General features: G+C 67.1%; 10 protein-coding genes and 3 pseudogenes. 9 read left to right on the top strand and 4 right to left on the bottom strand.

Annotated elements, in window-relative coordinates; genetic code table 11:
* Window positions 1-166 precede the first annotated feature (166 nt).
* Window positions 167-2,458 (bottom strand): 2OG-Fe(II) oxygenase, encoded by a 2,292-nt coding sequence (locus ACFPMG_RS07330; protein WP_376994531.1) that lies wholly within the window; start codon window positions 2,456-2,458, stop codon window positions 167-169.
* A 449-nt stretch (window positions 2,459-2,907) separates the two neighbouring features.
* On the opposite strand from ACFPMG_RS07330, the gene cas5 reads away from it, so the two are divergent.
* The 6 genes from cas5 (at window position 2,908) to ACFPMG_RS07300 (ending at window position 11,562) form a co-directional block, all read left to right on the top strand.
* Window positions 2,908-3,543, top strand: a complete 636-nt coding sequence (gene cas5, locus ACFPMG_RS07325) for a CRISPR-associated protein Cas5 (protein ID WP_376994530.1) — start codon at window positions 2,908-2,910, stop codon at window positions 3,541-3,543.
* A complete protein-coding gene (locus ACFPMG_RS07320) occupies window positions 3,533-5,767 on the top strand; it encodes a hypothetical protein (protein ID WP_376994529.1) in 2,235 nt (744 codons plus the stop codon). Before cas5 ends, ACFPMG_RS07320 begins: the two co-directional genes overlap by 11 nt.
* On the top strand, window positions 5,764-6,672 hold the full coding sequence (locus tag ACFPMG_RS07315) for a type I CRISPR-associated protein Cas7 (RefSeq protein WP_376994528.1): 909 nt from the start codon (window positions 5,764-5,766) through the stop codon (window positions 6,670-6,672). Before ACFPMG_RS07320 ends, ACFPMG_RS07315 begins: the two co-directional genes overlap by 4 nt.
* Window positions 6,673-6,826: 154 nt before the next feature.
* Window positions 6,827-8,947 carry a CRISPR-associated helicase/endonuclease Cas3 gene (locus ACFPMG_RS07310; protein WP_376994527.1) on the top strand — a complete coding sequence of 707 codons (2,121 nt, stop codon included), beginning with the start codon at window positions 6,827-6,829 and terminating at the stop codon, window positions 8,945-8,947.
* A gap of 89 nt (window positions 8,948-9,036) precedes the next feature.
* Window positions 9,037-9,957 (top strand): IS701 family transposase, encoded by a 921-nt coding sequence (locus ACFPMG_RS07305; RefSeq protein WP_376994525.1) that lies wholly within the window; start codon window positions 9,037-9,039, stop codon window positions 9,955-9,957.
* 183 nt (window positions 9,958-10,140) lie between these two features.
* Window positions 10,141-11,562 carry an IS4 family transposase gene (locus ACFPMG_RS07300; protein ID WP_376994524.1) on the top strand — a complete coding sequence of 474 codons (1,422 nt, stop codon included), beginning with the start codon at window positions 10,141-10,143 and terminating at the stop codon, window positions 11,560-11,562.
* An 11-nt stretch (window positions 11,563-11,573) separates the two neighbouring features.
* On the opposite strand, the pseudogene ACFPMG_RS07295 reads toward ACFPMG_RS07300, so the two are convergent.
* Window positions 11,574-11,813: pseudogene (locus ACFPMG_RS07295) on the bottom strand (transposase domain-containing protein); the annotation flags it as partial.
* Between the two features lie 61 nt (window positions 11,814-11,874).
* Here ACFPMG_RS07295 and ACFPMG_RS07290 point away from each other — a divergent pair.
* Both ACFPMG_RS07290 and ACFPMG_RS07285 read left to right on the top strand, forming a co-directional pair.
* A pseudogene (locus tag ACFPMG_RS07290) lies at window positions 11,875-12,240 on the top strand (ISL3 family transposase); the annotation flags it as partial.
* 61 nt (window positions 12,241-12,301) lie between these two features.
* The gene (locus tag ACFPMG_RS07285; protein WP_376994523.1) at window positions 12,302-12,601 is read left to right on the top strand and encodes a hypothetical protein; all 300 of its coding nucleotides are present in this window, start codon (window positions 12,302-12,304) and stop codon (window positions 12,599-12,601) included.
* Between the two features lie 618 nt (window positions 12,602-13,219).
* On the opposite strand, the gene ACFPMG_RS07280 is transcribed toward ACFPMG_RS07285, so the two are convergent.
* The gene (locus ACFPMG_RS07280) at window positions 13,220-13,348 is read right to left on the bottom strand and encodes a hypothetical protein (protein ID WP_376994522.1); all 129 of its coding nucleotides are present in this window, start codon (window positions 13,346-13,348) and stop codon (window positions 13,220-13,222) included.
* 713 nt (window positions 13,349-14,061) lie between these two features.
* Here ACFPMG_RS07280 and ACFPMG_RS07275 point away from each other — a divergent pair.
* Window positions 14,062-15,064: pseudogene (locus tag ACFPMG_RS07275) on the top strand (IS481 family transposase); the annotation flags it as partial.
* Window positions 15,065-15,179: 115 nt separating this feature from the next.
* On the opposite strand, the gene ACFPMG_RS07270 reads toward ACFPMG_RS07275, so the two are convergent.
* Window positions 15,180-15,626: a hypothetical protein gene (locus ACFPMG_RS07270; protein ID WP_376994807.1), complete on the bottom strand. Its 447-nt coding sequence runs from the start codon at window positions 15,624-15,626 to the stop codon at window positions 15,180-15,182.
* Window positions 15,627-15,787: the final 161 nt, after the last annotated feature.

Raw genomic sequence — 15,787 nt, 5'->3', positions numbered from 1 at the left:
CGGGGTGGACTCCGGCTCAGAGCGGAGGAGTTTCAAGGGCGCAGGTCAACATCGTTTTGCGACGGACACGGGCTAAAAACAAGAACGCCAGCAACCCTCTTGGATTGCTGGCTAATTTGGTTGCGGGGGGGACGCAATGGCCGAGAAAGACATTCCCTACGCTTATCTATCTGAATACCGAAGGGGAGCGCAGCCGCTCGAGATCGGTCACATCCTGCCGGCGCTGCTCCACACGACGGTCGTAACCGGCTTGGTTCTTGGTTCCGATCAGGGTGTAAGGCCGGCCCCGCCGCTCCGTAGCCACGTCCAGATCGGCCTGGGCGTTCAGGATCACCGTCTCGGCATGGGAACGGGCCTGCTCGGCGGCCTTCAGCGCCCAGCGTTCGCGCGAGGGATCGGCAAGGAAGGCGGCAAGCTCGCGGCACTGGGGGCAGTGGCAGGGCAGGCCGCTGGCTCGCCGCCAGTCCTTCGGCGGCTCCAAGGGTTCGACGATACGGGCGAGCAGGTGGTCCACCACGGCGTTCCGCAACCTTTCGACCACCGCGAGGTTCCGCGCCTCCGGCCGATCCATGAGATCGAAGACGGCGGGCTTGACCACCGCATCCAGCCCGTAATCCTTCGGTGCGGCCAGCATCCGCCCGGCCAACCGTTCGGCCAGCGGCGGCGCGATCAGTTCCAGCGCAGCCAGCGCGTCGGCGACCAGATGCGGCGTCACCGGCAAGGACCGCTCCCACCGGACAACGGGCCAGGCATCGCGCCGGGCATCGGGCGGTGCCGCCGGCCGGCCGTTCGCCTCGGGAAAGGCGTCGAGCAGCCGCTCCGCCGCGCCGGCAAGAGCGCCGCGCGCGGCCGGCGTGAAAGCCCGCGCCACGCCCAGCAGCAGGGCGCAGCAGGCTTCCCGCGCGCGGCCGGACGCTCCGGCGACGATGGCCGCGATCCGGGCGTCGGCACGCTCCGGCTCCAGCAGGCCGCAGGCCGTGGCGATGGCGGGGGCGTCCTCGACGGTCAGTGAATCGCCGTCGGCGATGCGGCCGAGCAGCGTCTTGATTCCCTCGGCATCGCCCAGCCGGGTCAGCAGGACCAGCAGCCGGCCATGACCGTTCCAGCCGCTGCCGGGCCAATCGGCCAGGATGGCCCCGGCCAGGGCCCCCGCCTCCGCGCGCAGAGGGGAGGCGGGATCGCCGCCCTCCCCCTCCCAGCGCGCGGCGAGGTCGTCCAGATACGGCAGGGCGACGGCCGGGCCGCCCTGGCTCAGCACCGCGAAGAACCGACCGCGCGGCCAAAGCACCAGCGCCGCCCCGCGGTAGCTGCGTTCAAAGGACGCCCCGGCGTTGCCGGTGGCTTCCTGGAAATGCTCCTCGTCCGGGACCAGATCGTCCAGCGCGCCGGGCGGAGACACCTCGGAGTCCTCCTCCACCGGCAGCGGCCCGAGCGCCCCCGGCGTACCGTCCGGACGGCGCCAGCCGGTCAGGCTGGCGAGGCGGTCGATGACCTCGACGACCTCGAACTCGCCCTCCTCCTCCTCCTCCCAGCGCCGCCGGTAGGAATAGGAGCCGCTGTGTTCGGCGGACCCGTTCTCCTCGATCGACAACAGCGCCAGATGCAGGTCGCAGCCGGCCGGTGGGGCGGCGGCGGCGAGAACCCCGGCCACGGCCGCGTCCGCCCCCTTCAGCGTCGCGAAATCCAGCTCCGCCAGGGTGTAGGCGTGCTCCAGCGGGTAGACCAGCTTGCGCGGTCCGGCGGCGGCGCCCCAACTCTTCAGGAAGACGGTCACCCGCTCCGCGTCCCGCCTGTAGTCCGGCGGCTGCGGCGGACGCTCCGTTCCGGGACGGACGAGGTTGTAGATCAGGGCGAGGCGATGGCCGGCGGTCACCGGCAGCACCTCGTGAACGCAATCGGCGTAGAAGGCGGCGAAGGCAAGCTCGGAGGGATCGCCGCCGCGCAGGTCGAGCCGCTTCTCCCGCCCCTTGTGCCGCACCACCAGCTCGCCGCCGGCCGACAGGGAGGGCAGCACGATCACCAGCGTGGCGAACATGCCAGGTTCCTTCTCGGTGTCGCGGTGCTCCAGGAAGAAGTCGCCCGGACCATAGACCAGCATCTTGTACAGTTCGGCGAACACCGGACCGGACACGCCCAGCCCAGCCGCCACGCGCCCGACAATGTCTTCCAGCATTGGCGGCCAGTGTCGGCCACCGATCCGCACGCGCACGGCGTCGACCTGCCACGTCCGCCGCACCGATTCGTCGCGCAGCGTCTGCGGCCCGCGTCCGTAGGGCGCACGCTCGGCGGCAGCGGTCAGTTGCTCGGCCTGGATAGGCAGCAGCGGCAGGGCGATGGGGCCGACCCCGTCCACCTCGATCAGTGGCGTCATCAGCGCGGCCGTGCCGGCGGTGACGAAATCTCCAGGCCGCTGAACGCCGGACAGGAGCGCGGCGAAGGTGGCTGGGATCGTGGTCATGGGATTGGCACCGTGAGTCGGTTGGCAGCCAAGCCGCCATTGCGGCACCAAACCATCGTAGAGTAAAGCACTTTGCTCATCTCAAGAAATTACGCTCATCTCAAGAAATTACCATACATAGAAGAATCAAACTGCCATACATGGAAATTCGGATCATCATCGCACCCAGCGAACAGGGAGTGCGCGCAACATCCCACGCCCTCACCTGACAGAAACAGGTGGCTCAAGCGTAGCGTTTACAATAAGACGCCAGCCCCCAAGAATACAGTTTCCGTACAAACGACAATGATTGTCGATCGTACGGAAACCCGCCTCTTCGGAGGCGTCGATTGAAATTATGTTTGGTATTTTCTCTGAGTGGAGCCCTCTCCGAATTCAAAATTCGGAGAGGTTTCTTCCTACCGCCACGAAAAGGATATTCGCCCCACCACGAAGACACAGGATGCCCCATGAAGCCCTATGTCGTTGAACTCGAAGTGTCCGGCCCGCTCGCGATGTTCGCGCGGCCCGACACGGGCGCCACCCCGACCAGCTATCCGGCCCCCACATGGTCCGCCGCCAAGGGCCTGCTGGAATCCATCGCCCGCCTGTCCGACGGCCGGGCGTGGCTGCACCCGACCCGCGTGGAGATCTGCCGGCACCGCGACGCCCAAGGCGGCGCCGTGACCTACCAGCGCTACGCGACCAACTATGGCGGCCCCCTGCGCAAGGAGCAGAACGTCCGCAGCGGCACCGGCATGCAGGTCTTCGCCAACGTCCTGTCGAACGTCTGCTACCGCATCCACGCCGATATCCGGGGGGTGAGGAGCGATGGGCGTGAAAACCCGCGCCATCATCTCCAGGACCTGTTCCTGCGCCGCCTGCGCCAGGGCCATTGTTACCGCACCCCGGCGCTCGGCCTGTCCGAATTCACCTGCGACTATTGGGGGCCGCCCCGCCCCGACTGGGGGATCGACGACGCGCTCGACCTGGAGGTGCCGTCGATGCTGTCGAGCGTCTGGGACCGGCCGCAGGACGGCGGCTACGCCCCGCGCTTCGTCCAGAACGTCCGCATCGAGAAGGGCGTGCTGAGCTATGCTGAATGATCTCTCACTGGTCGAACGTGGGCTGGCGGCGCATGGCGTCCCTCTCGCCGACCGCCATCCCGACGTCAAGGAGATGGCCAAGGGGCAGACGCTCCGCATCCGACTGGCCGCCGACGGCACGATCGACGACGTCGAGCGCATCGGCGAGACGGGAAACGGCGCCGTCTGGACGCTGCGGGACGGCCAGCACAACGGCTTTCCCGGCCTGAAGACCGACGCCGGCCTGCTGCCGCTCGACGAAGCGGCGCACGAGGCGCATCAGCGGGCCTGGAGCGCCGACAAGTCGCCCGCCGCCCGCCGGGGCGAACTCGAACGCCTGGTCGCCGCCAGCGGGCCGCCGCGTCTCCAGAATGACGCTTGGCCGAAGCCCGGTCATCGCAAGCGCATCGCCGAACGGCTCGACCAGCTCCGGCCGCTGGCCGACGACCCGCGGGCCGCGTCGGTGCCGGCCTGCATGGAGCGCTTCCTGCAAGGGCTGCCGGCCTTCCTGCCGAATCTGGCCGAGGCTCTATTCAAGAAACTGGCCGATGGCGACGACGGCTGGCTCGACATCGTGCAGGCCGCCCTCACCGGGCCGGTCCCGCTGGTTATCGACGTCGCAATGGACGATTTCACCCTCGATGCCAGCGATCCCCGGCAGATCGCCGCCGTCAGCGCCGCGCTGAGCCGCCCGGCCGCAATGAGCGGCGACGATGCCGCGCCGTCCGGCTTCTGCGCGCTGAGCGGCCGGACGACCGCGCTGCACAGAGGCAACTTCCCGCAGCCCAACCTGCCGGCCCTCGGCCAGAGCTATATCTTCGCGCGCAACGGCGACATCCCGTCGCTCGCCCGCTACGGCCGGGCGGGGTCGGCGTCCTTTCCCCTTGCCGCCGACCTCGCGCCGCGCTTCAACGCCGTTTGCGACGTCCTGACCGCCCCGGACGCCAAGGGCCGGACATGGCGCCTGATCCCGCCTGAGACCGGCGACAAACCCGACCTGCTCATCGTCAGCCTGCCGGCCGTCGCCGGGGAGCCGGTGGCCGACGCGCTGGCCGAGGACAGCCGGGAGGATGATGTCGACGGGGAAACGGACGGCGCCGCCCCCGTCGGCGGCATGGACCTCCTGCGCGAACTCGCGTCGCGGGTCATCGCGCACAGCCATGGCGAGGACCGCCACGGCCACGCGGAACGCGCCATGACCGTCCTGATCCTGCGGGCGGTGGATCCCGCCAACCGCAAGGCCATCTATCACCGCCGGACCGACGCGCAGGCGCTCTTCGACGCCGCCGAGCGGTGGCAAGCGGCGACCGCCAACGTCCCGGACGGAATCGTCTTTCCCGTTCCGGTCAAGGGACGGCGGGTGCCGGTCCCGCGCGGCCCCTTCCCCGTCGCGCCGCTGTCGATCACGCGCCTGTCGCGCATGCAGTTCGTCAACGGCGGACGCCGCCGCCTCAGCGTGGCCGGCACCCCGGCGGGGGACGCCTTCGAGCTGTTCCTCGGCAACGGCGCGGTGGAGCGGCGCGCGCGCACCCTGCTGCGCCTGCTGCTCCGGCGGCATTCCGCCCTGCTCGGCGGGCTGGCGGCGGCCCGCAGCAGGGGTCCCGACCATCTCAAGGACTTCGACCCGAAGGCCGACCTGCGCCGCGACGCCCTGCGGTCGGTCACCTGGATCGGCGTCCTTCTCCACCTGCTCGGCCGCCCAAAGGAGGATTACATGGCAGGCACCGCCGCAAGCGCCGCCTTTCGCCTCGGTCAGTTGCTTGCCGGGGCCGACACGCTCCACATCGGCTATTGCGCGGACCTGAGGAACGGGGACGTGCCGCCGAGCCTGATCGGCAACGCCGTGCTCACCATCGCCGGAAACCGGCCGCAACGCGCCCTGGCCATCCTCCAGAGCCGCCTCAAGCCCTATCTCGCCTGGGCGAGGCGCGAGGAATATCTGGAAAAGAGAACCCGTGAGCTGTGGGTCGAGAAACCGGCGGACAGGACCCGGACAATGAGCGAGGCCCAGAAGAAGAGCCTGCGGCTGTACTGGGCGATCAGGAAAGGCGCCGCCTCCGCCCCCCGGCTGACCGGACTCGTGGGCGACCTCCTGAAGGAGGATCTGGGCAAACGTCCGGACGACGAATTCAAGGCCGAACTGCTGCTGGGCTATCTGGCCGGGCTTCCGCGACCGGCCGGCGAGAAGTCCGGCACCTCGAACGACAACACCGAAACCGATCCGAACGGGGAGACCGCGTCATGAGCACGACCTTCAACCGGGGCACCGGACTTCTCGTCATCAACGTCGTCAACTCCAACCCCAACGGCGACCCGGATGCCGAGAGCGAGCCGCGCACCTTCGAGAGCGACGGGCGCGGCCTGATCTCGCCGGTGTCGTTCAAGCGCAAGCTCCGCGACCTGATGGAGGACGAGGAGGGCGAGGTCCGCGCGGCGGCTCTCGCCGCCGCCGCCGTGGCGGGCGCGGGCGCGGGCGGGCCACAGTCCTCCGCGCAGTCCTTCGGCATCCTCGAAAGCCGTGGCCGCAGCCGCGAGGCCATCGGCGCCATGCCGCTGGAGGCGTTCCGCGCCGCCTATTGGGACGGGCGGGTGTTCGGCAACACCTTCGTCGAGAAGAAGGACAAGGGGAAGTTCATCACCACCGGCGTCGTGCAGGTCGGCCCCGGCGTCAGCGTGTCCCCGGTGCAGATCGAGCGGCTGACACTGACCAACAAGGCCGGGGTGGAGGGCGACAAGGATCGCGGCATGGCCCCGCTGGCCTTCCGCGTCGTGCGCCACGGCCTGTACGTGATGCCTTTCTTCGTGAATCCCAGCGCCGCGCGCAAGAGCGGCTGCGACGCGCGCGACATCGACGTCCTGAAGTTCCTCATCCCGCACGCCTACGCCCACACCGCCTCGGGCATCCGGCCGCAGGTGGAGGTCGTCCACGCCTGGTACGCCGAGCACAAGAGCGCACTCGGCTCCTGCCCGGATCCCCTGTTGCTGGCCGCCCTGAAGCCCAGACGGCGGAACGGGGCGGACGGCGAGGAGCCCTCGCACGCCATCGACGACTACGACATCCCGACCACGCTGCCGGACGAACTGCGCGCACGCCTCGCCTCGTTCGAGGATCTGACGCTCAAGGACTGGTCGCTCCGCGCGGCGGCGTGATCCCATGCCGGACGCGCCGCTCGCCCATTCCGCGCCCGGTCCCGGCAGGGCCCCGCACCCCTACCCTGACCATATCGGCGGGACCAGGGCCGGCGCGTTGCGCTGCGCCGACGCGATGCTCCTCCATCAACCGGACGCGGTCTTGAAGGCGGCGATGCGGGCAGCGGTCGGCGACGCCGTCCTGTTCCACGACCTCGGCAAGCTCGACCCGCAGACGCAGGCCGCGCTCCGCCGGGGCCGCGACGCCAAGCTGCCCTGGGACCACATCGACGCCGGCGTCGCCCATCTCAGTTCCTGCAAGGCCATGACCGCGGCGTGGGTGGTGCGGGGCCACCACGCGCCGGGCCTGCCGTCACGGCCGCATCATTTCACCGGCCCGAACGACCGGAAGCTGCGCGGCCGCCGGCACGACGACGCCCGGCCGGACACGCACCGCGCGCAGATCGACCGCACCGATGGAGAGTTGCCGGCGTTGCTGGCACTCCACGAGGCGCTGCTCGGCCCGCACCGGCCGACCCCCGGCAAGGCGCTGCACGGCTTGCGCCTGAGGCTGGCGCTGTCCTGCGTGGTGGATGGCGACCACGGCGACAGCGCCGGATTCACCAGGGGATGGGCACCACCCCAACCGCCGAAGCCACGCTGGGAGGAACGGCGCGACGCGCTCGACGCTTATGTGAAAACGCTGAGCGAGAGCGGGCAACGCAACGCGTTGCGGCGCGCCTTCTACGACGCGTGCATCAACAGCACCCTCAATGCACCGCTGGTCGCCTGTGAGGGACCGGTCGGAATCGGCAAGACCACGGCGGTGACCGCCTGGCTGCTGCGGCGGGCGATCGCGACCGGAGCCCGGCGGCTCTTCGTCGTCGCCCCGCAGACGACCATCCTGACGCAAACGGCGGAAACGCTGCGCAAGGCCCTGGTTCTGGACGGGGAGCGGCCCGACGCGGTCGTCGCCGAGCATCACCACCGCGCCGATTTCGACCACATCTCCGCGCGCGACCTCGCCACGCTGTGGAGCGCGCCCATCATCCTCACCACTTCGGTGCAGTTCTTCGAGACGCTGTCGTCGAACCGGCCGTCGGTCCTGAGGAAGCTGCACGCCCTGCCGGGATCGGTGGTGTTCCTCGACGAAGCGCACGCCATGCTTCCCGTGTCCGGCACGCGGACGCGGGCGTCGGGCAGTGGGACCGAGCGCGTCGCGACGGCCATTCTGCCGCAGAACTGGCGATGGATTGGCGAGCTTGCGCGGGAGTGGTCCTGCAGTTTCGTTCTCGCCAGCGGCTCCCTCGCACGATTCTGGGAGTTCGACGGCATCACCGATGGAACGTGCCCGCCGCTTCCAGATCTCGTTCCCGCGACCCTGACAAAGCCGCTCCGGCAGGCCGAGGCGGAGCGGGTCCGCTATGTCCACGCCGGGCGCTTTTTCGGCCCCGCCGCGCTGGCGGATGCCGTGGCAGCGCAACCGGGACCGCGCCTGCTCATCATGAACACGGTCCAGAGCGCCGCCGTCATGGCATGGCGCATGAGAAAGGCCGGCGATGATGTCCTGCATCTCTCCACCGCGCTCTGCCCACGCGACCGAACCGCCATCCTCGCGGAAATCCAGCGGCGGCTCTCTCCGGAATCGGCCTATCCGACCAAGTGGACGCTAGTCGGAACCAGCCTTCTGGAGGCGGGTCTCGACCTGTCCTTCCGCACAGCCTTTCGTGAACGCTTCGGTACGGCTTCGCTGATCCAGGTCGGCGGCCGTGTGAACCGCGACGGCGAATGGTCCGACGGCGGAACCGTCCATGATTTTCTCGTCTCGCCCACAGACGGCTTGACCGCGCACCCGGAAGCCCGCACCTCATCGGAGGTGTTGGGGCGCTTGTTCGAGAGCGGCGCCTTGGACGGCTCGCTCGCCCCCGCCGATCTGGTGACCCGCGCCATGCGCCGCGAACTCCGGTCGGGCGGAGGTCCCCTCCCCGATCATCTCGGCCAAGCGGAAAAGAGCATGAACTATCCGGACGTCACGAGTCTCGGGCGGGTGATCGACACCGAAACGGAACTGGTCGTGGTCGATCCCGTTCTGGCGGAGCGGATTGCAGCCGGAGCCTCGCCACCAGCCACGGATATTCTTGCCGGCAGCGTGCAGATCCGTTCGGCCAGGATCGACCGCCTCGGCTTGTTGGAAATATCGGGACGGCGCGGGATCTACCATTGGACCCATGGTTACGACCCGGCGTTCCTGGGTTACATGCACGGCCTTTTGTCGATCAGCGATGATGATCCATAAGCCTTAGCACTACTTTGGCAATTTCTGGGTAATGGAGTGAACTGAAACCTGTTGTACGGCTGAGGAGGCGATCTTGGCCGGAGGCGCTCATGCTGGACGTGCGGGAGTGGGAAGCCGAGTTGGCGGAGTGGCTGGAGTCGTTTCCAAGTGCCTTGGGCCACAAGACACGGCAGCGGTGGGCCGGGGTGTACATCCGGGGGCTGCTCGGGCGCACGGAGCGCAAGAGCGTGCAACCGATGGCGGCGGATCTGACGCCGGACGACTACGACCAATGGCACAACTTCATCGCCAGCCGGTCGTGGGATGGTGCCCGGCTGGAGACGATCCTTGCCGACAAGGCCGATGCCCTGGTTGGCGGCAAAGGCGCCATCTTGGTCATCGACGACGTTGCCCTGCCCAAGAAGGGCCGCCACTCGGTCGGCGTTGCCCACCAGTACTGCGGCGCACTCGGCAAGCAGACCACCTGTCAGGTGGTGGTCTCCCTGACCCTGGCCCGCGACAACGTTCCCGTGCCGGTGGCTCTGCGCCTGTTCCTGCCGGACGACTGGGCCACGAACGCTGAGCGCTGCCGTCGAGCCGGTGTGCCTGCGGATCGCTTGGGCGAGCGTACCAAGTCGCAGATTGCGCTGGACGAACTGGACCGCGTACGGGCGGGGGGCGTGCGTTTCGACATGGTCGTCGCCGATGCCGGGTACGGCGACGGCGCCGCCTTCCGCAAGGGGCTGAGCGCGCGCGGCCTGACCTGGGCGATCGGCATCCAGTGCACGCAGTCGGTCTACAACACCGCTGTGACGGTAACGTGGCCGGTCGCCCCGGTCGGTCGGCCGCGCAAACACGCCGTCGCCAGCGAAAAGCCGGTCGCCGCGGCAGCGATGCTGGAGACGGCGACGTGGCAGCGCCTGACGTGGCGAACCGGCACCAAGGGGCCGCATCAGCGCGGAATTCGCCGCGGTGCGGGTGCGCGTCGCCGAAGGCCCGCCGCAGAGCAATCGCACGCCCCTGCCCGGTGACGAGACTTGGCTGATCGGCGAGCGCCGAAACACCGGCGAGCGCAAATACTACCTGAGTGACCTGCCCCCCGACCTGCTAATTACCCACATCGTCATTCAGGCCGGGCGGGTTGGGCGGCACACCGGTCTCTGACACTTCGAGCAGCGGGCTGTTGGCATCGGAAAGAGGTCTGGGAGGGACCGATGACCGATGCTTCAAGGAACTGGATCGACATTGAAGTCGCCGGCTCCCATCTGGTCGACCGGCGCCTGGATCGGCGGCTGCGTCGGGTGCTGGAGCACTTGGCAGGCGCCCTGGGCAAGAGCCTTCCTCTGGCGTGCCAGGACTGGGCCAACACCAAGGCGGCCTACCGGTTTTTCTCCAACGACCGGGTCGGCGAGGGGGACATTCTGGCGGGCCAATTCGAAGCGACGCGCCGCCGCGTCGCTGCCGCGCTCGGCATCATCCTCGTTCTCCAGGACACGACTGAATTCTCCTTCGAGCGCGAGCGTCCCGACCGGGTCGGCTCGACCTACACAGGCAACGGCAACAATCATCGGCAGGGCGGCGTGCGCCCCTACACCGCCTGTGGGCTGCTGATGCACTCCAGCTTGACGATCACGACGGACGGCCTGCCGCTCGGCCTGGGCGCGGTCAAATTCTGGACCCGCAAGACGTTCAATGGAACCGGCGCCCTGAAGAGGCACATCAATCCGACGCGGGTTCCGATTGAGGGGAAGGAAAGTATCCGCTGGCTGGACAACATGCGGCGGACCGCAGAGTTGTTCGGGGACCCGGCCCGCTGTGTCCATATTGGCGACCGCGAGAACGACATCTACGAGTTCTTCTGCCTTGCACGCGATCTCGGCACCCACTTCCTGGTCCGGACGTGTGTCGACCGGTTCGCAGGGGACGGCACCACCACGGTCGCCCGCCTGATGGGCGAGGTGGCCGTGGGGGGCCGACACCGCATCGCCGTCCGGGACGCCGCCGGGCGTATCGAAACCGCGGAACTCGAACTCACCTACGCCACCTTGCACGTCCGACCGCCGATCGGGAAAGAGAAAGGATACCTGGCGCTCGACCTGACGATCCTGCACGCCCGGGAGTTGGAGCAGCCGGAGAACCGCCCGCGCATCGACTGGAAGCTCGCCACCGACTTGGCGGTCGCCGACACCGCAGCCGCCGTGGAGAAACTGCGCTGGTACGCCCTGCGCTGGCGCGTGGAGGAATTCCACAAGATTTTGAAATCGGGGTGCAAGGTGGAGGCGGCGCGGCTCCGGACGGCCGAGCGCTTGGTGAAGCTGATCGCCATCCTGTGCATCGTGGGCTGGCGCGTCTTCTGGCTGCGGATGATGAACCGGATCGTGCCGGATGTTGAGCCCGGCATCGCCTTGACCGGCATTGAAACCGCGGTCCTCAACCGCGTGGTCCCCGACCCAACCCCCAACCCGTCGGGAATCCGCGATTTGGCCCGCTACGTCCGGAAGATCGCAAGACTGGGCGGCTGGCTTGCCCGAGCCGGGGACTCACCGCCCGGCGACCAAGTCCTGTGGCGCGGCATGGCACGCTTGGCCGACATCGTGCTCGGCGCGACCCTCGCTCTCGACGATGTGGGTAATTAGCAGCCGCCGAGCTACGCGGCTTCGGCGTTTCCGGTGCCTTCAGCGACCGTGGTCCAGTTCCAGGGCAGCAGTTCGTCGATGCGGGTGATCTTGTGATCGGCGATGCGGGCGCTCAGGTCGCGCAGGTATGCCTCGGGATCGAGCCCGTTGAGCTTGGCCGTCTCGATGAGCGTGTACATGGCCGCGACCCGTTCACCCCCGACATCGGCGCCGGCGAACAGCCAGTTCTTGCGCCCCAGTGCGATGGTGCGTTCATTCTGCCCCTCTTCTTCAAGTGTCTGGAAACATTGAAAGTTGATCCTTGGAACCGAGGCGACACGGCTCGCCTTTGCGTCCAACCGCGGCAAGGACACGCTGATCCTGAAGGTCCGAGGCACGGATCCCCTGCCGGTGACGCCGGCACCGCGTGTCATCGGCATCGACGATTGGGCATGGCGGCGTGGTCAGCGCTACGGGACGATCATCGTCGATCTGGAGCGCAATCGTCCCATCGAGCTGCTGCCCGACCGCCACGCCGAGACGGTGGCCGCCTGGCTGAAGGCCGATCCCGGTATTGAAGTCGTCGCCCGGGATCGGGGCGGCGCCTACGCCGAAGGCGTCCGGACGGGTGCGCCGAACGCCGTTCAGGTGGTCGATCGGTGGCATCTGCTGCGCAATCTCGGCGACGCTCTGGCCGGGAGCCGCCGAACCGCATTGGACATTTCATCGTGGTCGAGGATGAAGGTCGGGGTTGCCCGTCATGCACCAGACCGTTGCAGATGTGGATCAGGGTGACCGGGAGCATTTCCTGACCATCGCGGCGTGCGAGATCGAGACGTGCCGCACCGTCAACGAGTCGGCTGGTCCGCTCGTTGAAAATCAGCGGCTTCACCAAGCCGACATGATCCAAGGCCGCCCGGAGCGCGTTGCGCTGTTTCTCCGGATGCTTGCGCCAAGCCTTTGGATTGTCGAGAATTTCCGATACCGGCATGAGCCGGTATGCAACGATGCGGATGCGCCAGGGGCCGCTACCGCTATTTGTGGTACTACTTTCGTGTGACATTCGTACACAGCTCTGCGACTATACCCCGTCGCTCTGCAGGCGATGACGGGATGGCCGGGTCAACCGGCTCTGGTCTGGCTGTGCGTGCTTACCTCACGCGGCGAAACGGGGCGGCTACCCCGCAGTCTCCTAACCTTCGAGGAGGCGACGGGAACTGAAGGCCGGGCCGCCATGCTGCGACCCGGCACGAATTCCATAGCTGCTGGTCAGGATTGAAGCCGGGGCCACCCGAGCCGCACCACACAGCTTCCAGCGCCTGTGCACCGGCTCTGCGGCTGTGGCTGTTGGCGGGACTGCCGCCCCTGCTTCGTGAACCTTCCGGCTTTGCTCTTTCCCCGCTGGTGCCGACACGGATGCGACGCTCCGGCGGGGCGCTTTCGGTGATGATCGCAGCGGACACAACGCGCATGCCTGCTGACCTGGGTCTGGGATCGGTGGTGCGGGCGCTACCCGCTTGGACTACAGCACGGCACACCTCCTGTTGGAGTGAGGGAACCGGCCGGACGCCCCCTGCCCTGCCCTACTGGCGGGCCGGCGGCAGGCCGTTGACCAGATTGCTCCGGATTGCCCAGACCACGGGGCGGCTATAGGGATCGACGGGCTCGGCCCAGACCTTCACCGTGGCGTGGCCGAGGCGGTGCCAGTGGCCTTCGATGCGGTGGCCAACGCCTTGGCCTCGCCCTCGGTCATGAGGTCGCGCGACGCGGCTGCGGCACCGGTTTCGGCGCCGTGGATATCGGGCATTCGTGTTGTCCCTGGCGGAAGTGGTCCGGCGCGGACAGCGCTGTTTCAGCCGGCGGACAAAGACGGCCAGCGGGGCGAAACCGAGTTGGAATCTGGAGGAGATGAATTTTGGGCGGGCACACTACGCCCGTCAGGAGTTGGATATGTCATTTCGCGGCGCGCGGTCAACACGTCATACGAGTCCAATATGAATTTTGTACGACTCAAAGTGAGTTGTGGAAAATTCAGAAAAGCCGCGTCATTGAACACCCACCTCGACGGGACGGGGGGAGGGCTTCAGGATGCTGGGGTCCGAGTAGCAGCAGAACAGAAAGTCCGATTGGACCGGGATGCCGTACGGAAAACCTCTCTGCGACGGTTTCCGTACGGCCGTTCAATCCGACAGGGTTTCTCGGTTACGCTTCTGAGGCTCTGGGGCGGTTAATTGTGTGATGGCGGAACGTTGTTGGGATCCGGTGTGTTGGGGCATCCAGGAATATGGCTGGATGTTCGCGGGGCTTGCCCGGGCGCGCCATGTCAAACGGAGCAAGGGCGCACAGCGGTCCGTCGCCGCCATGACGAGCCCCAAACCCCCGGCCGCGCTGATCCCGGTCAACCCCACCGCCGCCCTTTGGGCGGTGGCCCGCCAGGGCCAGGGTTGACGGGGAGCACGGGCCGGGGATCATGACCAAGGCGGCGATCGCAGGCTCCGTGGCTTCCATGGAGGGGCCGCCATGTACCAGATCCATCCCAACGCCCGAACCACGCCGGCCGTGCGTGCCGCCATCGCGGCGTCCACCGAGTCCTCGGGCGTGCTGGCCAAGCGCTATGGGGTCAGCACCGAGACCATTCGCAAATGGCGCACGCGCGGTGCTGCCGACGTTCAGGACCACTCCTCGCGGCCGCAGCACCTGCGCTGGCGGGCGACCGAGGAAGAGCGCGCCATCGTCTGCGAGCTGCGCCGGAGCACCGGCTTCCCGCTCGACGACCTCACCTTCACGGTGCGCCACTTCCTGCCCCACCTGAACCGGGATTCGATCTACCGCATCCTCAAGGCGGAAGGGCTGAACCGCTTGCCACCGCGGCCGTCCACCATGCCGGCCAAGCCGACCAAAAAGTTCAAGACCTACGACCTTGGCTTCCTCCACGTCGACATCAAGCACCTGCCCAAGCTGCAAACCGCCGATGGCGAGCGGCGCAAACGTTACCTCTACGTCGCCATCGATCGCGCCTCCCGCATGGTCCACCTGGCCGTCAAAGACGAAGAGAACGAAGCCTGCGCGAGCGCGTTTCTGAAGGAGGCCGTAGCCGCTTTTCCCTTCACGATCACTCACGGGCTCACCGATAACGGCAACTGCTTCACCGCCGACGCCTTCGAGCGACGCCTTCGAGAAGACCTGTCGCGACCTCGGCATCGCACACCGCCGCACCAAGCCCTACACGCCCAAGACGAATGGCATGGTGGAGCGCTTCAACGGCCGCATCGGCCGCGACGTGCTCGTCATCACCGTCGGCACCCACCGCTCACTGGAGCGCCTGCTGCAGGGCTACAACGTCGCTTACAACGCCCGTCGGCAGCGCGTGCTCGAGGGCAAAGCGCCCAACGACATCGTCAAGGCGCGCCTGCGCCGCAAGCCCGAACTGGCCAATCCTCATTACCGACCGCCTGACGATCCCTGTCGCCTCCCCAAAGCGATGGTGGTGGTCGAACGCGCCAAGGAGGTGTCGCATCCGGACAACTTAAGATACCCACCGCCCGCACATGTCGGAAAACACATGTTTTCCAACGGCTATACCAGCGGTCGGGGCTATACCAGCGGTCGGGCACTGAATTTGATTACCTGCTCTATTGCTACTTTGCCTCCAACTTCAACCGCTCCTTCACTGCCTGGGACAAATCCATTAGGGCGCCTGGAATTGCGGGGACAGACATGAAAAGAACAAGAACACCGACCACCACTACTAACGCAGTTATAGTGGCAGGCGCAAGCGCACCCCCTATAAAAGTTGACATGGCAACGCCCAATGGTTTTGAAAACGCTACCCCCACGCCAGCCATAGCTCCTGAAGTCATAGTCACCAAGGCTTTAGATGCCTTTCCTTCTGTATCCCACTTCTCTAACACATCACTTTTCAGATTTTCTAGAATTTGTTTTCTGTCAAGAAGAAAAGACTTTACTTGGCAAAACAATCTTATTGCTTCATCTTTGGCGCACCCGAGGAAGTCAGAAGCCCAATGCACTCTACTGCTTTCTGCATCCGTGAGTATAGCCTTTGGGAACTCGCACGTGCTTTCCATCGATTTGCTCCGCAGATTGGGCTTGTAACCAAAAGCCTCCCCGCCGCGACTCTTCGTGCAGTGTAAGCGTCGCGAGCGCACCCTTCGGTTTGGGTTGGGCAATCACCGCATCGCTCTGTGGCGGCGGCCCTTGAAGTGTTCGCGGAGGTCGAGGATGGCCT

Origin of the sequence: Azospirillum himalayense, from assembly GCF_042657465.1 — a bacterium.
GTDB classification, from domain to species: Bacteria; Pseudomonadota; Alphaproteobacteria; order Azospirillales; family Azospirillaceae; genus Azospirillum; species Azospirillum himalayense.
Note: the sequence above shows the minus strand (reverse complement) of the source record. Positions and strands in the feature narration are given on the sequence as shown.

Excerpts from the sequence above, each read along its gene's own strand:
- ACFPMG_RS07320 (WP_376994529.1), top strand. The coding sequence starts at position 3,533 with ATGCTGAATGATCTCTCACTGGTCGAACGTGGGCTGGCGGCGCATGGC.
- cas5 (WP_376994530.1), top strand. The coding sequence starts at position 2,908 with ATGAAGCCCTATGTCGTTGAACTCGAAGTGTCCGGCCCGCTCGCGATG.
- ACFPMG_RS07280 (WP_376994522.1), bottom strand. The coding sequence starts at position 13,348 with ATGCCCGATATCCACGGCGCCGAAACCGGTGCCGCAGCCGCGTCGCGC.
- ACFPMG_RS07300 (WP_376994524.1), top strand. The coding sequence starts at position 10,141 with ATGACCGATGCTTCAAGGAACTGGATCGACATTGAAGTCGCCGGCTCC.
- ACFPMG_RS07270 (WP_376994807.1), bottom strand. The coding sequence starts at position 15,626 with ATGGAAAGCACGTGCGAGTTCCCAAAGGCTATACTCACGGATGCAGAA.
- ACFPMG_RS07285 (WP_376994523.1), top strand. The coding sequence starts at position 12,302 with ATGCACCAGACCGTTGCAGATGTGGATCAGGGTGACCGGGAGCATTTC.
- ACFPMG_RS07315 (WP_376994528.1), top strand. The coding sequence starts at position 5,764 with ATGAGCACGACCTTCAACCGGGGCACCGGACTTCTCGTCATCAACGTC.
- ACFPMG_RS07305 (WP_376994525.1), top strand. The coding sequence starts at position 9,037 with ATGCTGGACGTGCGGGAGTGGGAAGCCGAGTTGGCGGAGTGGCTGGAG.
- ACFPMG_RS07330 (WP_376994531.1), bottom strand. The coding sequence starts at position 2,458 with ATGACCACGATCCCAGCCACCTTCGCCGCGCTCCTGTCCGGCGTTCAG.
- ACFPMG_RS07310 (WP_376994527.1), top strand. The coding sequence starts at position 6,827 with ATGCGGGCAGCGGTCGGCGACGCCGTCCTGTTCCACGACCTCGGCAAG.